The sequence below is a fragment of the Bizionia gelidisalsuginis genome, from assembly GCF_008086185.1.
Taxonomy (GTDB): domain Bacteria; phylum Bacteroidota; class Bacteroidia; order Flavobacteriales; family Flavobacteriaceae; genus Bizionia; species Bizionia saleffrena.
Window position 1 is genome coordinate 26752 of record NZ_VSKN01000018.1, and the last position, 17609, is coordinate 44360.

Below are 17609 nucleotides of genomic sequence, written 5' to 3' on the forward strand. Positions count from 1 at the left end.
GATAAATGAGACGAATATTTAAATAATTATATAGAGTAATGGAAGTACAAGGAAAAGTAAAATTAGTAGGAGAAACGCAAACTTTTGGAAGTAATGGGTTTAGAAAGAGAGAGTTAGTTGTAACAACTGAGGAGCAATATCCACAACATATTTTAGTTGAGTTTGTTCAAGATAAATGTGATTTATTAAACAACTACCAAGTAGGTCAAGATGTAAAAGTGAATATTAATTTACGTGGTAGAGAGTGGGTTAATCCACAAGGAGAAACAAAATACTTTAACTCAGTACAAGGTTGGAGAATTGAAGCTTCTCAAGGTGCTGCACCAGCAGGAGCACCAGAAGTGCCACCAGCACAAGCTTTCGAACCAGCGAAAAACTTAAACGAAGAAGATCACGACGATTTACCATTCTAAATTTTATTTAGAAAAGAATATTAAAACCTCAATGATGTCTATCGCTGAGGTTTTTTTTGTTTAAACTAAACAACTATGTATTTTTTAGAACCTAAAGACAGTTTTCCCGACGTCTCTCTTGCCAATGAAGATGGCTTATTGGCTTTTAGTCTGGAATTAACAACCAATCGCTTGCTAGACGCTTACCAAAAAGGTATTTTTCCTTGGTTTGAAGACGATCAGCCGGTCTTGTGGTGGTCGCCAGATCCTAGGTTTGTATTGTATCCATCGGAATTAAAAGTGTCTAAAAGTATGAAGCAGTTTCTGCGTAATTGCGACCTTGAGGTTACCGTAAATAAAGATTTTAGAACGGTAATTACAGAATGTGCTTTGGCTAAAAGAGCGGGGCAAGAGGGCACGTGGATTACTAACGGTATGATTGAAGCGTACGTAGAGCTTCATAAAATGGGCTATGCTAAATCGGTAGAAGTGTATAACGGCGAAACATTAGTTGGCGGCTTGTATGGTGTAGATTTAGGGAACGGGGTGTTTTGTGGTGAAAGTATGTTCGCTAAACAAAGTAATGCTAGTAAAGCGGCCTTTATTAGCTTTATTCAAAATACCAATTATAAATTAATCGATTGTCAAGTCTTTACTAATCACCTGGAGCGGTTAGGGGCAAGAGAGATTCCTAGAGATCTTTTTTTAACTTATTTGTAGGTTTTTTAGAGCTAATTAAGAGAGGTTTTAGCTCCAATGCTTGTCGCCATTTTGTGTCCATTACAATTGTAATCAACTAAAGTTTCTAGAATAATATCGTTACATTTTTGTATTTCAGATTTCGATAAGGGATCAAACGCTTTTATTATTCGCGATTTATCAATTGTCCTAATTTTGTCCATTGTAATCATACCTTTTTTTTATTGTGGCTGACTTCAATTTTAGAGGGTGTTTTTTTTAGTTAATAGTCATCACAATTGTTTTCAAGAACTTATTAATTTCATTCGGCGATACTATTACGGAAGAGCGCGTTTTTCTGAATTCAATTCAATTGTTGGGTCAAGATTTATGAGTACAATGAAATAGCGTTTTAATTCCATTCTTTTAAATGTACAGATGCTGTATGCAAATCATCGTATATTAGAATTACATTGTTTCGCCTTTCGATGAAAGGTCGTTGAGATGCACTGCTATATATTAGGCTACTTTTTCTTAAGTAAAAATTAAACTCAGGAATCACCCGTTTTTTCGAATTATATTAATTGGTTTGGTAAGTGTGTTAGACTTCATTATATCTAAAACAGTTCACTTCGTGGTCATTTACCATTCCTGTGGCTTGCATATGGGCGTAAATAACGGTGCTCCCGACAAACTTAAACCCTCGTTTTTTTAAATCTTTACTTAGTGCATCACTAATAGGTGTGTTTGCAGGAGCTTCTTTGTAATTGTTAACGGTATTTTTTAAGGGTTTATTATTTACAAACCCCCAAATATAGTCGCTAAAACTTCCAAACTCTTTTTGAATTTGCATAAAAGCCTGGGCATTAGTAACGGTCGCTTTAACTTTTAGTTTATTTCTCACAATACCTTTATTTTCTAGTAAAGCCTCTATTTTTTGTGGATTGTATTCCGCTATTTTTTTATAATCAAAGAGATCAAAAGCGGCTCTAAAATTTTCACGTTTGCGCAAAATAGTAATCCAACTTAATCCCGCTTGAAAAGTTTCTAGAATTAAAAACTCGAACAAAGTAGCATCGTCGTACACTGGTTTTCCCCATTCTGTATCGTGGTACGCTTCGTAAAGGGCGTCGCCAGTGCACCAATCGCATCTGTGTTTTGTCATAATAGAAAATTAAGAGTGATTACAATTACTATTTTATAAGTGGTTTAGGTAAATATAGGAACTATTCTTCAGCTATAATTTCAGAGCGCTATTTTTTTTAAAACGGCGAAAATAACATTCTGAAACTATTTTACAATGGTAACATTTATCACCTTTTGGAAGTTGGTAATTCGGTATTTTTGTGGGTATAAAAAACAACAGTATGGAAATTTTAAAAGATGCCGCTATTTCGACTATAATTAATGAGAGTTTAAAGCGCGCGATGTCGTATACTAAGTACCGAGAGGTAGTAACGCAATTGGTGAGTGATACGGCTTCTACAGGAGAATTACAAGATGAAGAAATGGCGAATTATACAATGTTAAACGACAAGCGTATGAAACGTTGGGATAAAACGTTAAAGATTAGTGAGGCTATATCAACTCAAATTAAAAATGTGACCTCAAAACAAACGTGGATTGTACTTACCGAAAGTTGGTGTGGAGACGCTGCGCATTTATTACCGGTAATGAATAAAGTGGCCGAGCTTAACGATACTATAGAGTTTAAAGTTGTGCTACGTGATGAAAACGAAGAATTAATGAATCACTTTTTAACACATGGTGGAAAATCTATTCCGAAATTAGTTATGGTAGATACAGAAACACTACGCGTAAAAAACACCTTCGGACCAAGACCTATAGGCGCGATACAGTTAGTGACCGATTATAAAGAAAAACACGGCGAAATAACCGCAGAACTTAAAGAAGATTTGCAAGGGTGGTATAATAAAGATAAAGGGCAGTCTACAATTGCAGAGCTTGCGGCCTTAATGCAATAACATGCTTATTTACCTTCAAAAGTAAAAGTGATTGTGCCAATTTGTTCAGTCCTTTCACCCCTGTTAAATTGTGCTTTTTTGGCGTATTGTAAAGCACTATTTTCAAGACATTTATTATTAGAATTAGACGACGAGTTAATGGAGGTTTCCTTAACTCGTCCGTTTTTTGTAACGGTAATATTTACGATAATAGTCCCCTTTTCTTCACATAAATAAATAGGAATCGGCAAATACACATCGGATCTATTTACTAAGGAATAGCGAACCGTACTATTGGTATTTGTGGTTTTTGTTCCGCTTTCCGAGCTGCTTTTTGTGGTTTGCTTTTTTAGAATGGCATTTACACTTTCAAAAGCCGTTAACTCGTCACGCTGAATGTGAGAGGTTCCTTTTTGTTCTGGTTCTGTTTCGGGTTTTTTAGGAGTGTCTTCTTTACGTTCTATGGGTTTTCGTTTGTAATCTTTTGGAGGCGCAATAGGCTGATATGCTTGACTAAAATGTTTTGGTTTTTCAGCGTCATTAAATCCTTTATTTGTTTCTTTTTTCTGAGTTTCAATATCTGGTATAATCTCTTCTATAGGTTCGACCATAGAAATATCGATTAGAGTTTCGATAACCGTTTTCTGATATTTTATAATATTCAAATTTATAACCGAAAGCACTAAGCTTCCAGCAATAAGTAGTGTGATGGCTAAAGCCTTATGGGAATTGTTGAATTTCAATTTAAAACGTCGTTCTCCGAATTAGTATGTAAGTACATAATATACGTGAAATGTGCGATAAAAGATGTGAGGAGTTTGTTATTCTTTAGGAAGTTGCGCTATAAAATCGTCTATAGACAATGCATTATCCACTTTGAAATCACCAATTTTTGTCCGTCGTAAAGCAGAAAGGTGTCCTCCAGACTGTAACGCTTTACCGAAATCGTTTGCTAAAGAGCGAATATAAGTACCTTTGCTGCAGACCACTCTAAAGTCTATGGCATTACCGTTTATAGCCGTAATTTCGAAGGCTTCAATAGTCACTTTACGCGATTTTACTTCGACAGTTTCTCCGGCTCTAGCGTATTCGTATAAGCGTTTACCTTCTTTTTTAATAGCCGAAAAAATAGGAGGAAATTGATCGATTTCACCAATAAACGGTGCTGTAGTTTCGTGTATTAATTCTGGTGTAATATGATGGGTAGGAAAGGTTTCATTAATTTCGGTTTCCAAATCAAAAGACGGTGTCGAGCCGCCCAACGTAATGGTACCGGTGTACTCTTTAGTCTGTCCTTGAAACGTATCGATCTGTTTGGTCATTTTTCCGGTGCAAATCACTAACAATCCACTCGCTAGAGGATCTAAAGTACCGGCGTGACCAACCTTTATCTTTTTAATGTTAAAGGCTTGACGGATTTCCCAACGCAGCTTGTTCACCACTTGAAAAGAGGTCCATTGTAAAGGCTTGGCTATTAATAAAACTTGTCCGGACTTGTAATCTTCTTCTGTTAACATATTAATTTAATAAAGAATAAATAATGGCTATAACACCAACAATAACACAGTAATAAGCAAAATACGACAGTTTGCTTTTCTTAACTAAAGAAATCATCCATGTACAAGCAAATAAGCCTGAAACAAAGGCAGCTACAAAACCAAGAGATAATGATGTGAAGTTTTGAGCTTCATACGTGAGATCTCCGCTTAAAATATCTTTTGCTATTTTTCCAAATATTAATGGGGTTACCATTAAAAAAGAAAAACGCGCAGCTTTAGTTTTATCGTTTCCTAATAATACAGAGGTTGAAATCGTTGCTCCAGAACGTGAAATTCCAGGGAGCATCGCTATGGCTTGAGATATACCAATTATAAAAGCATTCTTAAAGGTTACTTTTTTATCGGTGTCTTTTGCTTTGTCTGCTAAAAATAATAATATAGCGGTTACTATTAGCATAGAACCTACTAATAAAATGTTACTGCCAAATAGGGATTCTAATTCTTTTTCAAAAAATAAGCCAACAAACACAGCTGGTAACATGGAAAGTGCGATTTTAGAAATGAACTGCATATCTTCATTCCACTCCATTTTTATAACGCCTTTTAAAATACTTAAAATATCTTTTCTAAAAATAACGATGGTACTTAAGGCCGTGGCAAAATGTAATACTACTGTAAAAAGTAAACTTTCTTCTGGCACAGATTGATCGCCAAGAATAGCTTTTCCAAGCTCTAAATGACCGCTAGAAGAAACAGGTAAAAACTCGGTTAACCCCTGTATAATTCCTAAAATTATAGAGTCGAAAATATCCATTTAATATATGTATTTATTGTGAAGTTGAGCTTTTACTTTTTATTTGGATTTAAAAGTATCGCATAAATCTGAATGCCAAAACCAATTAGCACTAAAGTTGGTGCTAAACTAATACGTCGAAAACTAAAGATCTCTGGATTAAATACATTAGGGTCGTCGCTTCCTCCGCCAGACATCAAAATAAATCCTACGGCAATGGCGATTAAACCAATAAACATAAATTTATAATTGCGTTTTCCAAATATAAATTTAGAGTCTTTCGTGTTGTTTTTAACTGATTTTTCTGCCATAATATTCAAAAATGCTGTACACTACAATCTTCTATAAATAGAATACCGTACTGTAATTAGAGTTGCTAAATTAACTAATACTTTTGGTTACTGCAAAGTGAATAGTTTTTTTACAGTATAATTTATGTTTTCCTTGTTGTTCCTTTTTTTAGATATAGGCAAATGCTGTGGTAATTACGCCTATAAGAACAAATGTTACACGTTATAAAAGTCTTCGTTTTTAGATTAATAATAAGAGGGCGTAACGTTATAATTAAAATGATTTCTATTAGTGTCTCGTAAATATAATAACGCATCCTCTTAATTAATTTCGGGGCACTCGTAAAATGCTGTTGAAACTAATAATACAGCTTATCGGTGTTAAGGTTTAAGAAACGTTGCGTCGCGAAAAACGTAGAAATCCAAGTGATTACTATACCTAATCCAAACACAAAACCAAATAACGCAATAAGTAGAATAGGATTGCTTAATAAGGCTAATTCTGGGAACATTTTATCGATATAATACAACACAATCCCCATTCCTGTCAAGGCAATGAGAGCGCCAATAATTCCTAGTTTTACACTTCTCCAAATAAACGGAAGACGAATAAAACGTTTTGTAGCACCTACCATTTGCATTGTTTTAATAGTGAATCGTTTAGAATATACTGCCAAACGAATCGAGCTGTTTATTAATAATACGGCTATTAAAGTAAATATACCACTGATTAATAAAATCCAGAAACTTATTTTTTTAACGTTATCGTTCATTAATTTCACTAAATCATTGTCGTAATTCACTTCATCAACAAAGCTTTTAGAGAGTGCTTCTTCAGAAATAATCTCTAATTTTTCAGAGGTAACGAAATCGGCTTTTAAATGCACATCAATCGAGTTTTTTAAGGGGTTAATACCTAAAAACTCCATAAAATCTTCGCCACTTTCCGCTTTCATAGACTCGGCAGCTTGCTCTTTCGATACAAAATTTGTAGATTTCACGTAATCGGCCATTGCTAAACTCTTTTCGAGCTGCTTAATTTCGACATCTTTCGCGGTGTCTTTTAAGTAAATAGTAACCGTTACTTGCTCCTTAAAATGGTCAGCAACTTTTTTAGCATTTAAGACCAAAAGTCCTAAAAGCCCCACTAAAAACAGGACTAAAGCAATACTTAATGCCACAGAAAAATAAGACGATATTAAACGGCGTTTTTGATATTTGTCAAACGATGAGCTCATAAAAAGGATGTAATTTACAGCGTAAAAATAATAAAGAATTTACACTATTATAGCGAACAACGTTTAAACTTTTAATAATGTTATAGAACCGACAGATTTTAATTGATTTACCACAATTTCATATCATTTTAGATTTATGACTTGAACACACTTTTAATAGGCTATTTGGTGGGTAATTGTTAAATTTGACGCTTCATTAAGTATAAATAAATAAGATGCAATACCATTTTAACGACATAGAAGCCAAATGGCAAAAATATTGGGACGAGAACCAAACATTTAAGGCCTCCAACAACAGCGATAAACCTAAATATTACGTACTCGATATGTTTCCTTATCCAAGTGGAGCCGGTTTACATGTTGGGCATCCGTTAGGGTATATTGCTAGCGATATTTATGCGCGGTATAAACGCCATAAAGGGTTTAATGTATTGCACCCGCAGGGATACGATAGTTTTGGTTTGCCTGCCGAACAGTATGCCATACAAACGGGGCAGCATCCTGCCGATACCACGCGAGTGAATATTGAAGGTGGTGTCGATAAAGCAGGAAATGACATTGAAGGCTACAGAAAACAACTCGATAAGATCGGGTTTTCTTTCGATTGGAGCCGAGAAGTACGCACCTCTAATCCAGAGTATTACAAATGGACACAATGGATTTTTATTCAGCTTTTTGAATCGTTTTATTGTAAAAAAGACAATAAAGCAAAACCCATAACGGAATTAATCGCGATTTTTTCAACCGAAGGGAATGCTTCAGTTGCTGTGGAATGTGACGATAATATAGAACAGTTTTCAGCAGAAGATTGGAACGCATTTTCAACTGAAAAACAACAAGAAATACTACTACAATACCGTTTAACCTATTTGGCAGAAACAGAAGTGAACTGGTGCGCAGCATTAGGAACCGTTTTAGCCAATGACGAGATTGTAAATGGCGTATCAGAACGTGGCGGTCATACCGTAACACGTAAAAAAATGACACAATGGAGTATGCGTATTTCTGCGTATGCAGAGCGTTTACTTCAAGGTTTGGATACGATAGACTGGACGGAGTCGCTAAAGGAAAGTCAGCGAAATTGGATAGGTAAATCGGTTGGCGCTTCGGTAACGTTCAAGGTGAATAACCACAACGAAACGATTCCTGTTTTTACCACGAGACCAGATACTATTTTTGGGGTGAGTTTTATGACCTTGGCTCCAGAACACGAGTTGGTGCATACTATTACAACGCCAGCACAAAAAGATGCGGTAAACGCTTATATTGAAGCCACTGCAAAACGTAGCGAACGCGAACGTATGGCCGATGTAAAAACTATTTCTGGTGTGTTTACGGGCGCGTATGCCGTGCACCCCTTTAGTAAAGCGCTTATACCAATATGGATTGGCGATTACGTATTGGCAGGTTACGGTACGGGAGCGGTAATGGCCGTGCCTTGTGGTGACCAACGCGATTACGATTTTGCAAAACACTTTAATATAGACATTCCAAACATCTTTGAAGGTGTGGATATTTCTAAAGAAGCAAATGCCGATAAAGAAAGCACCGTGCTTGCCAATAGCGAATTCCTAAACGGAATGGGGTACAAAAAAGGAACAAAACGTGCTATTTTCGAACTAGAGAAATTAGGACAAGGCCAGGGTAAAACCAATTACAGATTGCGCGATGCCGTATTTAGCAGACAGCGGTATTGGGGAGAACCGTTTCCGGTATATTACAAAAACGGAATGCCGCAAATGATTGCAAAAGAGCATTTGCCAATTCGTTTGCCAGAAGTAGAAAAATATTTACCTACCGAAACTGGTGAGCCGCCATTAGGTCGCGCCGATGTTTGGGCGTGGTGTACAGAAAGTAACAGCGTTGTTAGTAACGATAAAATTAATAATACTACCGTTTTTCCTCTAGAATTAAACACAATGCCGGGTTGGGCAGGGAGTTCTTGGTACTTTTTCCGTTATATGGAAGACACCATGAGAGATTCTGTTTTTGCCAGTGAAGAGGCGCTTAATTATTGGGAGAATGTCGATTTATATATAGGTGGAAGCGAGCACGCCACAGGGCACTTATTATATTCGCGTTTTTGGGTGAAGTTTTTAAAGGATCGCGGATTTGTTACCGTTGAAGAGCCTTTTAAAAAGCTTATTAACCAAGGAATGATTTTGGGGGAAAGTGCATTTTTAAATATTATACAAGCTACTTTTTCAGATGAAAATGGAGATCGGAATATAAATGCTTATTCACAAGTCGTTATAAGTGAGGAGTTGTATAAAGAAATTAAAGAAGGTGGTAATATTGAAGATTTACCTGAGCCAATTTTCGACTATTTAAATAAGAGAATGGAATTGTTTAGTGAGCTTAATTCTGAAGTTTTAGGTTTGCAAAAAAAGTTTATTTGTTTTAAAACAGCAGTAGATGTTCAATATGTGAATTTAAAAAATGAGATAAGTTTAGAGGAAATTAAATTAGATCAGAGATATAATGGATTGAATGGTGCTTCGTTGTTTCAAAACAACGTAATCATTGAAGAAAAAGATGTAGCATTTCTTAAAGTTTCTCGCGAAGTCGAAAAAATGTCGAAGTCTAAATATAATGTTGTTAATCCCGATCAGATTAGTGAGCAATACGGCGCGGATAGTTTGCGTCTATACGAAATGTTTTTAGGGCCTTTAGAGCAATCGAAGCCTTGGAATACGGCTGGAATTACAGGAGTGCATAACTTTCTTAAAAAATTATGGAAATTGTACGTCGGCGACAATGGTTTGCTAGTAAACGGTAGCGAGCCGACAAAAGATAGCTTAAAAACCCTACATAAAACCATAAAGAAAGTAGAAGAAGACATCGAGAATTTTTCTTTTAACACGTCGGTTTCTACCTTTATGATTGCTGTAAACGAATTGTCGCAACAAAAATGTACTAGTAAAGATGTTTTAGAACCGTTATTGGTTGTATTATCACCTTACGCGCCACACATAGCTGAAGAGTTATACAGTAGGTTAGGTAACGAAGGATCGATCGCCACTGTAGCGTTTCCAACATTTGATGCTAAACATTTAGTAGAAAGTAGTAAAAACTATCCGATTTCTTTTAATGGGAAAATGCGTTTTACATTAGAGTTGCCAATGGATATGAGTAAAGACGAAATCGAGAAAACGGTACTAGCACACGAAAAAACAATGGCACAATTGGAAGGACGTACACCTAAAAAGGTAATTATCGTACCGGGTAAAATTGTGAATATTGTGGGGTAAGTATCTATAAAAAATAAAGAAGATAAAGTAGCATTACATAAAAACAGAAACCATCCTTTTAAGGATGGTTTCTTGCTTATAACAAATCTCGTATAACTAGCAAAATAAAAATTGAAATGATCACTCTTTTTACTTAACCGAAGCACCGATATTTAGGGCGATTTTGAGGAGCGAAAAATGGTATCGCGGAACGTTTCGTTTTTTTAATATTAGTTATTGTAAATATGATTTTTAAAATCTAAAGCGTCAGAGTCATTGAAACCACTATAAAAGCTAAGGGATTAATAGTAGTTTATAACCGCTCAGGATGTTGCGGACTGACATTATTTCTTCACTATAAATTGGCTTACTTTTTGCTATATTTACCTAGAAAATAAAAACACGATACTATGCAAGGAATTATGGGATACTATGTGCTACTTGGAGTCATAGCCTTAATCAGTTGGTTGGTAAGTAGCCGACTAAAAAAGAAATTTAAAAAATACTCAAAAATACAATTACGTAATGGAATGAGTGGTGCCGAAATCGCGATAAAAATGTTAGCCGATCACGGTATTAGAAACGTTGAGGTGATTTCTACACCCGGCCGTTTAACAGACCATTACAACCCCGTAAATAAAACAGTAAACTTAAGTGAATCTGTGTATAACGAGCGTAATGCCGCTGCTGCAGCTGTTGCCGCACACGAATGTGGTCACGCCGTGCAACACGCCACCGCTTATCAATGGTTAACAATGCGCTCTAAATTAGTGCCCATAGTTAGTGTAACCTCCAATATCTCACAATGGGTAATTATTGGAGGTTTAATGTTGGGTGCTGCCGATGGTTTAGGATTTGGTTTCTACATCTCGGTTGCTGGATTGGTAATGATGGGCTTTGCGACGGTATTCGCATTTATAACTCTACCTGTAGAATACGACGCAAGTCATAGAGCATTGGCGTGGTTAAAAGCGAAAAACATAGTAACGCCAGACGAATATAAAGGATCTGAAGATGCTCTTAAATGGGCCGCAAGAACTTATTTAGTGGCTGCTATCGGTGCTTTAGCGTCGTTGTTATTTTGGGCATTACGCGTTTTTGGAGGGCGTGATTAATTTTATAAATTAGACTTAAAAGAGAAGAGATTGATAGTATGGCAACATAGTGTACAATCTCTTTTTTCTTATATTGAAACCTTAATCAGAAAAAAAATAATTTTTATGGAAAACCAATTTAAAAATGAGATGCCGTCTAAAATAATGGTGGGCGCATTGGCTCAAGATGAGCGCGTCGCTTTTTATAAAAAAACCTATGCGCACGTTGCCGGTGGTGTTGCTGTTTTTGTATTGTTTGAATACTTATTACTTCAAAGTGAGACTATTGTGGCGTTTGCGATGTCTTTAACCGAAGGATTTAAATGGCTTATTATGCTGGGCGGATTTATGTTTATCACCAATTATGCTGAAGGGATTGCGCTGCGATCGGCAGATAAATCTAAACAATACTTGGCTTTTGGAGTCTACATTTTAGCGGAAGCTTTTATTTTTATACCTTTAATTTATATCGCAGCGTTTCAATTAGATTCGGGGCCAGAAATATTACAACAAGCTGCCATTGTTACGCTAGGTTTGTTTAGCGGATTAACAGCTGTAGTTTTTGTGACTAAAAAAGATTTTTCTTTCTTAAAAACCGGATTAACCATTGGCTTTTTTATAGCTATCGGTTTAATTGTAGCCGGTACCTTGTTTGGTTTTAACCTAGGCTTATGGTTTTCTGTAGGAATGTGTCTATTAGCAGGAGGGGCTATTTTATACCAAACGTCAAACCTTATTAATAAATATTCTACCGATGAGTATATTCCTGCATCGCTAGGTTTATTTGCATCGCTAATGTTATTATTTTGGTATGTGTTACAACTATTTATGTCTAGAGATTAGTCATAAAAAATAAGAATACTGAAATAAAAAAAAGGGCCTAATTTTAAACTTAAGCCCTTTTTTTATATGTTAATTTGTCGTTGTATTTGTTGGTCTAAAGAAATAAAAGTTTCCGTTCGCGATACACCTTTTATAGTCTGTATATCTTTATTTAATAAGTACATTAAATGCGCGTTGTCCTTACAGAGTATTTTAATTAGAATACTCCAGTTCCCTGTGGTATAGTGACATTCTATAACCTCGGGAATCTTTTTTAATTGCTTTACGGCTTCTGGATTGCTCATAGCTTTATCTAGGTAAATGCCTACAAAAGCCATCGTCGTATAGCCTAAAACCTTAGGATTAATAACAAACTTAGAGCCTGCAATTAATCCTGATTTTTCAAGTTTTCGCAACCGCTGATGAATTGCCGCTCCAGAAATACCAACTTGACGTGCAATTTCTAAAATAGGCGTGCGCGCATCTTCCATTAAAGCACGGAGGATTGTTTTGTCTATACCATCTATCGATACGGTACCTGAGGTTGTTTTCAAAGATTAAATTTTATAAATAATGTTTTATAAAGTTAACGGATTATATCCTAAATAAGGCGCTTCGGTTTCATTAAAACCAATACCGTATTGTTCTAATTCTTTTAAAATAGGCGTGTATACCTCTCTTGTAATAGGAATTTGAACGCCCGGTGTTTTAATTTTACCGTTTAAAATGGCCAACGTAGCAATGGCGACTGGTAAACCAACAGTTTTTGACATTGCTGTGTAGGTTTGATCCTCTCCTAGCGTAACCATTGTAGAATCTATTTGGTATTTCTTGCCGTCTAATTCATAACCAAACTTATGGTACATTACAATCATATCTTTATCCATTGCGTCTAAAGTCCAATGTTCCATTAATATCTTTTGAAGAATTTGCGCAGGAGAGGCTTTTTTAAGTCCTACCATTTTAGTGCCATCAAAGATATCTAACTCTAAATACTTAGACCAAATAGTATCATCTTGATCCAATTTTAAAGCGTGTCTAAATTTTAGTTCTACAGAATCTGTAGGACTATAAGGTAAAAATGAATTAACGAAATCGCGGTAGCTCATATTTTCGCTATCATCGATCGTGTAACTATCGTCTGTCAGTCCTAGATTAACGAAGGCGTTCCAAGCGCGGCTAAAGCCTACCCGTCTAATGGTTCCTCGGTAGAGCGTTTTTACGTCTTGTAACCCGTAAATTTCTTGGTATTTTAAAGAATCGCGATTAGCATACCCTTCAAAACGTCCGTAACCTTCTACATCTAAAAACTCTGTTCTTCTAAATAAGCGATTGTATGGAATGTATTTATAAGTGCTTTCTTGTAGGAATTTCGCAGCGCCACCTTGGCCGGCAAGGACAACGTTTCTTGGGTTCCAAGTAAATTTGTAATTCCATAAATTGGTATCACTTTCTGGAGCTACTAAACCGCCAGTAAACGATTCGAAAAGCAACATTTTACCGCCTTTATCTCTAATACGATCTATAATTTGCATCGCACTCATATGGTCTAAACCAGGATCTACACCAATCTCGTTCATAAACACCAATCCTTTTTTTACGGCTTGGGTATTTAAGGCCTGCATTTCTTCGCTAACATAAGAGGCTGTTACCATATTTTTATCATAAGTGATACAGTCTTTAGCGACTTCAATATGGAAACGTGCTGGCAACATTGAGATTACAATATCTGCTTTTTGAATGGCCTCTATTCGAGACGCTGTATTAAAAACATCTAAAGTGATAGCGGTGGCATTTTTATGATCTGCAATTAATTTTTTTGCATTATTTATGTCTAAATCACCTATGGTAATATGTAATTTTTCGTTTTCAGAGGCGTCTAAAAGGTATTTTATTAAATAGGAAGAAGATTTACCAGAACCAATAACTAATATATTTCGCATAGTGGATTTTTTGAGTAGTTTTGTGTTAATTTAAAAGACGAATGTAACGAAATGTTGGTGTTATAAAAACTCAAACAATATATTTTTATGAATAGAAAACTTTTTATAGGTGCTTCAGTATTAGGTTTAATCGCCGTTATTGTAGGTGCTTTCGCGGCTCACGGATTAAAACCTTTAATTTCTTTCGAAGCCATACAATCTTTTGAGACCGGCGTTCGTTATCAAATGTATCACGCTTTTCTTTTGCTTTTCGTTGGGGGGTCTAGAACACTTCCGAAGGGCACAAAAAAAGCGGTGTTTTATTTAGTGCTTTTAGGGGTGTTCTTGTTCTCTGGGTCTATTTATGGCTTAGCGACCGATACGCTAACAGCATTTAATTTTAAATCTATTGCTTTAATAACGCCTATTGGCGGATTATTGCTAATTTCGGCGTGGATAGTGATGCTTATTAGCTTTATAAGAATTAAATAGAATTATTTTTTTATTTCCACTACTATATTTAGAATATTGATTAATTTTGTACCTTAAAACAACATACACAAATTATGGTAAACCATACACAATCTACAAATACGATTTCGTTGGAAACATACGGAATTAAGAACGCTAAAGTAAAATACCAACTCTCATCAGACGATTTACACGCTATTACCCTCGAAAAGGGTCAAGGTGTGGAGTCCGCTTCGGGTGCGTTGGCTGTTAATACAGGCGAATTTACTGGGCGATCGCCTCAAGACAGATTTATTGTTAAAGATGATGTGACTAAAGACCGCGTTTGGTGGGGTAATATTAACCAACCATTCGATGCCGATAAGTTCGACAAATTATACGATAAAGTTGCAGATTATCTATCGGGAAAAGAGGTTTTTGTAAGAGATAGTATTGCCTGTGCAGACGATGCATACCGTTTAAACATTCGTGTTATTACCGAGCATGCTTGGAGTAATATGTTTGCGAACAACATGTTTATACGTCCTAGCGCCGAAGAGTTAGAAGACTTTTCGCCAGAATGGACAATCGTTAACGCGCCAGGTTTTATGGCTGTTCCAGATAAAGACGGAACACGTCAGCATAACTTCGTAATTTTAAACTTTACGAAAAAAATAGCTTTAATTGGTGGAACCGGTTATACGGGTGAAATCAAAAAAGGTATTTTCTCGGCGTTAAACTTTATTTTACCAGTCTATAAAAACACGCTACCTATGCACTGTAGTGCAAACGTGGGTAAAGACGGGGATACGGCTATTTTCTTTGGTTTATCAGGAACAGGAAAAACAACGTTATCTACAGATCCAGACCGCAGTTTAATTGGTGATGACGAGCACGGTTGGACAAGCGAAAACACTGTCTTTAACTTTGAAGGTGGTTGTTACGCAAAAGTAATTAACTTATCTCAAGAGCAAGAGCCAGAAATTTTCGGAGCGATTAAAAAAGGTGCTATTCTGGAAAATGTGATTATGAATGATAAAGGCGAGGTTGATTTTGCCGATACCTCTATTACTCAAAATACAAGAGTGAGTTACCCTATTGATCATATCGAAAATATCAAGGTGCCTTCTATAGGAGGAAATCCTAAAAACATCTTTTTTCTAACGGCTGATGCTTTTGGTGTATTGCCTCCAATTTCAAAATTAACACCTGGTCAAGCAGCCTACCATTTTATTTCTGGTTATACGGCAAAAGTAGCAGGAACAGAAACTGGAATTAATGAACCATTACCTAGCTTTTCAGCGTGTTTTGGAGCGCCATTTATGCCGTTACACCCAACGAAGTACGCAGAAATGCTTAGTGCTAAGATGAAAGAAACGGGAGTGACTGTGTGGTTAATTAATACCGGATGGACCGGTGGTCCTTACGGTGTGGGTACGCGTATGAAATTAAAATACACACGTGCCATGATAACAGCGGCAATGAATGGTTCTTTAGAAGAAGCAAATAAAGGAGATTACCATACCCATTCTGTTTTTGGTGTACAACAACCTAAAACGTGTCCCAACGTTCCTTCAGAAGTGTTAAGCCCAAAACAAACTTGGAATAACGATGAAGGTTATTACAAAACAGCTAATAAATTAGCGATGTCATTTAATGAAAACTTTAAGAAGTTTGAAGAAAATGCAAATGCAGAAATTCTTGCAGGAGCACCAAAAGTGGTGTAACTAAAAAGAGTTTAGAATATAAAAAAAGCGACCGTATGGTCGCTTTTTTTTATGGTAAAAAATTAAATCCTTTTACTTTTTGTTAGCGTTGTCTATGTACTTTTTTAAAGCCATAGTCATCGATGGTGTTTCTGGTGTTGGTGCCGAAATATCAACTCTTAAACCGCGCTCTTCAACAGCTTTAATCGTTGTGTTTCCAAACACGGCAATTCGCGTATCGTTTTGTTTAAAGTCAGGAAAGTTTTGAAATAATGAGTCTATTCCAGAAGGGCTAAAGAAGACTAATATATCGTAAGATACATTTGCTAAATCAGATAAATCGCTAATTACCGTTTTATAAAAAACAGCCTCTTTCCAATTAACCCCTAGTTCGTTTAACGTTTCAGGAACTTCAGGTTTTAATTTATCAGTGGTTGGTAGCAAGAATATTTCATCTTTGTTTTTTTTAAGCAATGGCGATAATTCAGAAAAAGTACGTTTACCAACATAGATTTTACGTTTTCTATACACGACATATTTTTGTAAGTAAAAAGCAACAGCTTCCGACTGGCAAAAATATTTCATCGTATCTGGTACCTTAAAACGCATTTCTTCCGCTATTCTAAAAAAGTGATCAATGGCATTTCTACTCGTTAAGATAATAGCAGTAAACTTAGTTAAATCTATTTTTTGTTGCCTTATTTCTTTTGAAGGAACTCCTTCCACGTGGATGAAAGATCTAAAATCAATCTTAACTTTTTGCTTTTCAGAGAGCTCAAAGTAAGGCGAGTTTTCCATTTTCGGTTCTGGTTGTGATATTAAAATCGTTTTCACTTTCATAATATAATAGCTTTTTTTAGTTTCTATGTAGTTGTAATTAATTTATACAAAACGACATATGGTGAAATTTCAAGAGTGCAAAGGTACAAAATAAAATAAAACAAGTTATTTTTAATCGCGAATAGATGCGTTTTAAAAAAATAAGATAACCCTATAATATGCACGAAAAACAAGATAGAACCAATGATATATAAGTGATTTAAATGCGGATCTAAACTAAAAATGAGAATGAAATTAATAGGAATAAGTAGTAAGCCCACGAAATTTTTAAAGTTTATTTTTAAGAATAAATAATCGCTAACAATAAAATCAATATTTAAAACACTACTAATTAAGCGTTGTACAAGTGTTTTAATGAGTAAAAATAAAGTGATACCGAAACCTATAGTGTAGTAAATCTCTAAAGTCGTTAAATTAATACTTTCCTTTACATTGTAAAAAATGACAAAAAGCACGGTAAGTTGCACGACAAGGTTCGCGAATAAAATAGATTCGAAACCACTAATAAATTTTTGATTTTTAATATAGGCATTCGAGTATTTATAGTTTACAAGTATAAATGCAAAATCGTTAAATCGTTTAGGGTAAGCGATTCTAGCGCTTGCAATTAGTAGTAAACTAATGACCAATAGAATCGTAAAAATTTCGTTTGAAACAAGTTCTCTTAACATGCCGTAAAATTATTATAATT

At 35.6% G+C, this 17609-nt stretch carries 19 protein-coding genes; 8 read left to right on the forward strand and 11 right to left on the reverse strand.

Annotated elements, in window-relative coordinates; translation table 11 throughout:
* Window positions 1-38: 38 nt before the first annotated feature.
* Both ES677_RS11905 and aat read left to right on the forward strand, forming a co-directional pair.
* Complete coding sequence (locus tag ES677_RS11905; protein WP_148370756.1) at window positions 39-413, forward strand: DUF3127 domain-containing protein; 375 nt, start codon at window positions 39-41, stop codon at window positions 411-413.
* Window positions 414-488: 75 nt separating this feature from the next.
* Window positions 489-1112: a leucyl/phenylalanyl-tRNA--protein transferase gene (gene aat / locus ES677_RS11910; protein ID WP_148381370.1), complete on the forward strand. Its 624-nt coding sequence runs from the start codon at window positions 489-491 to the stop codon at window positions 1110-1112.
* 11 nt (window positions 1113-1123) lie between these two features.
* Here aat and ES677_RS15685 read toward each other — a convergent pair whose 3' ends face one another.
* Both ES677_RS15685 and ES677_RS11920 read right to left on the reverse strand, forming a co-directional pair.
* Window positions 1124-1294, reverse strand: coding sequence for a type II toxin-antitoxin system PemK/MazF family toxin (locus ES677_RS15685; RefSeq protein ID WP_246124518.1), 171 nt, complete (start codon window positions 1292-1294; stop codon window positions 1124-1126).
* Window positions 1295-1671: 377 nt separating this feature from the next.
* The gene (locus ES677_RS11920; protein ID WP_148381371.1) at window positions 1672-2235 is read right to left on the reverse strand and encodes a DNA-3-methyladenine glycosylase I; all 564 of its coding nucleotides are present in this window, start codon (window positions 2233-2235) and stop codon (window positions 1672-1674) included.
* A 202-nt stretch (window positions 2236-2437) separates the two neighbouring features.
* Here ES677_RS11920 and ES677_RS11925 point away from each other — a divergent pair, with 202 nt between their 5' ends.
* The gene (locus ES677_RS11925) at window positions 2438-3055 is read left to right on the forward strand and encodes a thioredoxin family protein (RefSeq protein ID WP_148381372.1); all 618 of its coding nucleotides are present in this window, start codon (window positions 2438-2440) and stop codon (window positions 3053-3055) included.
* Window positions 3056-3060: 5 nt separating this feature from the next.
* Here ES677_RS11925 and ES677_RS11930 read toward each other — a convergent pair whose 3' ends face one another.
* The 5 genes from ES677_RS11930 to ES677_RS11950 all read right to left on the reverse strand — a co-directional run bounded on the left by ES677_RS11930 (window position 3061) and on the right by ES677_RS11950 (window position 6854).
* Window positions 3061-3777 carry a TonB family protein gene (locus ES677_RS11930; RefSeq protein WP_148381373.1) on the reverse strand — a complete coding sequence of 239 codons (717 nt, stop codon included), beginning with the start codon at window positions 3775-3777 and terminating at the stop codon, window positions 3061-3063.
* 78 nt (window positions 3778-3855) lie between these two features.
* The gene (gene truB / locus ES677_RS11935; protein WP_148381374.1) at window positions 3856-4551 is read right to left on the reverse strand and encodes a tRNA pseudouridine(55) synthase TruB; all 696 of its coding nucleotides are present in this window, start codon (window positions 4549-4551) and stop codon (window positions 3856-3858) included.
* A 1-nt stretch (window position 4552) separates the two neighbouring features.
* Window positions 4553-5347: an undecaprenyl-diphosphate phosphatase gene (locus ES677_RS11940; protein WP_148370750.1), complete on the reverse strand. Its 795-nt coding sequence runs from the start codon at window positions 5345-5347 to the stop codon at window positions 4553-4555.
* Between the two features lie 32 nt (window positions 5348-5379).
* Window positions 5380-5637, reverse strand: a complete 258-nt coding sequence (locus ES677_RS11945) for a DUF3098 domain-containing protein (RefSeq protein WP_148370749.1) — start codon at window positions 5635-5637, stop codon at window positions 5380-5382.
* Window positions 5638-5975: 338 nt separating this feature from the next.
* Window positions 5976-6854 (reverse strand): cell division protein FtsX, encoded by an 879-nt coding sequence (locus ES677_RS11950; protein WP_148381375.1) that lies wholly within the window; start codon window positions 6852-6854, stop codon window positions 5976-5978.
* Window positions 6855-7069: 215 nt separating this feature from the next.
* Between ES677_RS11950 and ES677_RS11955 the strand changes: the two genes are divergently transcribed.
* From ES677_RS11955 to ES677_RS11965, 3 genes are all read left to right on the forward strand, one after another.
* The gene (locus ES677_RS11955; protein WP_148381376.1) at window positions 7070-10105 is read left to right on the forward strand and encodes a leucine--tRNA ligase; all 3036 of its coding nucleotides are present in this window, start codon (window positions 7070-7072) and stop codon (window positions 10103-10105) included.
* A gap of 398 nt (window positions 10106-10503) precedes the next feature.
* The gene (locus ES677_RS11960; RefSeq protein ID WP_148370784.1) at window positions 10504-11199 is read left to right on the forward strand and encodes a zinc metallopeptidase; all 696 of its coding nucleotides are present in this window, start codon (window positions 10504-10506) and stop codon (window positions 11197-11199) included.
* A gap of 105 nt (window positions 11200-11304) precedes the next feature.
* Window positions 11305-12021: a Bax inhibitor-1/YccA family protein gene (locus ES677_RS11965; protein ID WP_148381377.1), complete on the forward strand. Its 717-nt coding sequence runs from the start codon at window positions 11305-11307 to the stop codon at window positions 12019-12021.
* 62 nt (window positions 12022-12083) lie between these two features.
* Here the strand turns inward: ES677_RS11965 and ES677_RS11970 are convergent, their stop codons facing one another.
* A complete protein-coding gene (locus ES677_RS11970) occupies window positions 12084-12554 on the reverse strand; it encodes an Lrp/AsnC ligand binding domain-containing protein (protein ID WP_148381378.1) in 471 nt (156 codons plus the stop codon).
* Window positions 12555-12578: 24 nt separating this feature from the next.
* Entirely contained in the window at window positions 12579-13943 is a 1365-nt protein-coding gene (locus ES677_RS11975) for a saccharopine dehydrogenase family protein (RefSeq protein WP_148370744.1), read from the reverse strand.
* A gap of 87 nt (window positions 13944-14030) precedes the next feature.
* Between ES677_RS11975 and ES677_RS11980 the strand changes: the two genes are divergently transcribed.
* On the forward strand, window positions 14031-14414 hold the full coding sequence (locus ES677_RS11980; RefSeq protein ID WP_148370743.1) for a DUF423 domain-containing protein: 384 nt from the start codon (window positions 14031-14033) through the stop codon (window positions 14412-14414).
* Window positions 14415-14488: 74 nt separating this feature from the next.
* Entirely contained in the window at window positions 14489-16099 is a 1611-nt protein-coding gene (gene pckA, locus ES677_RS11985; protein ID WP_148381379.1) for a phosphoenolpyruvate carboxykinase (ATP), read from the forward strand.
* A gap of 72 nt (window positions 16100-16171) precedes the next feature.
* On the opposite strand, the gene ES677_RS11990 is transcribed toward pckA, so the two are convergent.
* Both ES677_RS11990 and ES677_RS11995 read right to left on the reverse strand, forming a co-directional pair.
* Window positions 16172-16918: a uroporphyrinogen-III synthase gene (locus tag ES677_RS11990; RefSeq protein WP_148370741.1), complete on the reverse strand. Its 747-nt coding sequence runs from the start codon at window positions 16916-16918 to the stop codon at window positions 16172-16174.
* A gap of 23 nt (window positions 16919-16941) precedes the next feature.
* The gene (locus tag ES677_RS11995) at window positions 16942-17589 is read right to left on the reverse strand and encodes a DUF4271 domain-containing protein (protein ID WP_148370740.1); all 648 of its coding nucleotides are present in this window, start codon (window positions 17587-17589) and stop codon (window positions 16942-16944) included.
* Window positions 17590-17609 lie beyond the last annotated feature (20 nt).

Bases quoted from the DNA above. Each gene is read 5' to 3' on its own strand.
- ES677_RS11905 (WP_148370756.1), top strand. From the start codon at position 39: ATGGAAGTACAAGGAAAAGTAAAATTAGTAGGAGAAACGCAAACTTTT.
- aat (WP_148381370.1), top strand. From the start codon at position 489: ATGTATTTTTTAGAACCTAAAGACAGTTTTCCCGACGTCTCTCTTGCC.
- ES677_RS15685 (WP_246124518.1), bottom strand. From the start codon at position 1,294: ATGGACAAAATTAGGACAATTGATAAATCGCGAATAATAAAAGCGTTT.
- ES677_RS11920 (WP_148381371.1), bottom strand. From the start codon at position 2,235: ATGACAAAACACAGATGCGATTGGTGCACTGGCGACGCCCTTTACGAA.
- ES677_RS11925 (WP_148381372.1), top strand. From the start codon at position 2,438: ATGGAAATTTTAAAAGATGCCGCTATTTCGACTATAATTAATGAGAGT.
- truB (WP_148381374.1), bottom strand. From the start codon at position 4,551: ATGTTAACAGAAGAAGATTACAAGTCCGGACAAGTTTTATTAATAGCC.
- ES677_RS11940 (WP_148370750.1), bottom strand. From the start codon at position 5,347: ATGGATATTTTCGACTCTATAATTTTAGGAATTATACAGGGGTTAACC.
- ES677_RS11945 (WP_148370749.1), bottom strand. From the start codon at position 5,637: ATGGCAGAAAAATCAGTTAAAAACAACACGAAAGACTCTAAATTTATA.
- ES677_RS11950 (WP_148381375.1), bottom strand. From the start codon at position 6,854: ATGAGCTCATCGTTTGACAAATATCAAAAACGCCGTTTAATATCGTCT.
- ES677_RS11955 (WP_148381376.1), top strand. From the start codon at position 7,070: ATGCAATACCATTTTAACGACATAGAAGCCAAATGGCAAAAATATTGG.
- ES677_RS11965 (WP_148381377.1), top strand. From the start codon at position 11,305: ATGGAAAACCAATTTAAAAATGAGATGCCGTCTAAAATAATGGTGGGC.
- ES677_RS11975 (WP_148370744.1), bottom strand. From the start codon at position 13,943: ATGCGAAATATATTAGTTATTGGTTCTGGTAAATCTTCTTCCTATTTA.
- ES677_RS11980 (WP_148370743.1), top strand. From the start codon at position 14,031: ATGAATAGAAAACTTTTTATAGGTGCTTCAGTATTAGGTTTAATCGCC.
- pckA (WP_148381379.1), top strand. From the start codon at position 14,489: ATGGTAAACCATACACAATCTACAAATACGATTTCGTTGGAAACATAC.
- ES677_RS11990 (WP_148370741.1), bottom strand. From the start codon at position 16,918: ATGAAAGTGAAAACGATTTTAATATCACAACCAGAACCGAAAATGGAA.
- ES677_RS11995 (WP_148370740.1), bottom strand. From the start codon at position 17,589: ATGTTAAGAGAACTTGTTTCAAACGAAATTTTTACGATTCTATTGGTC.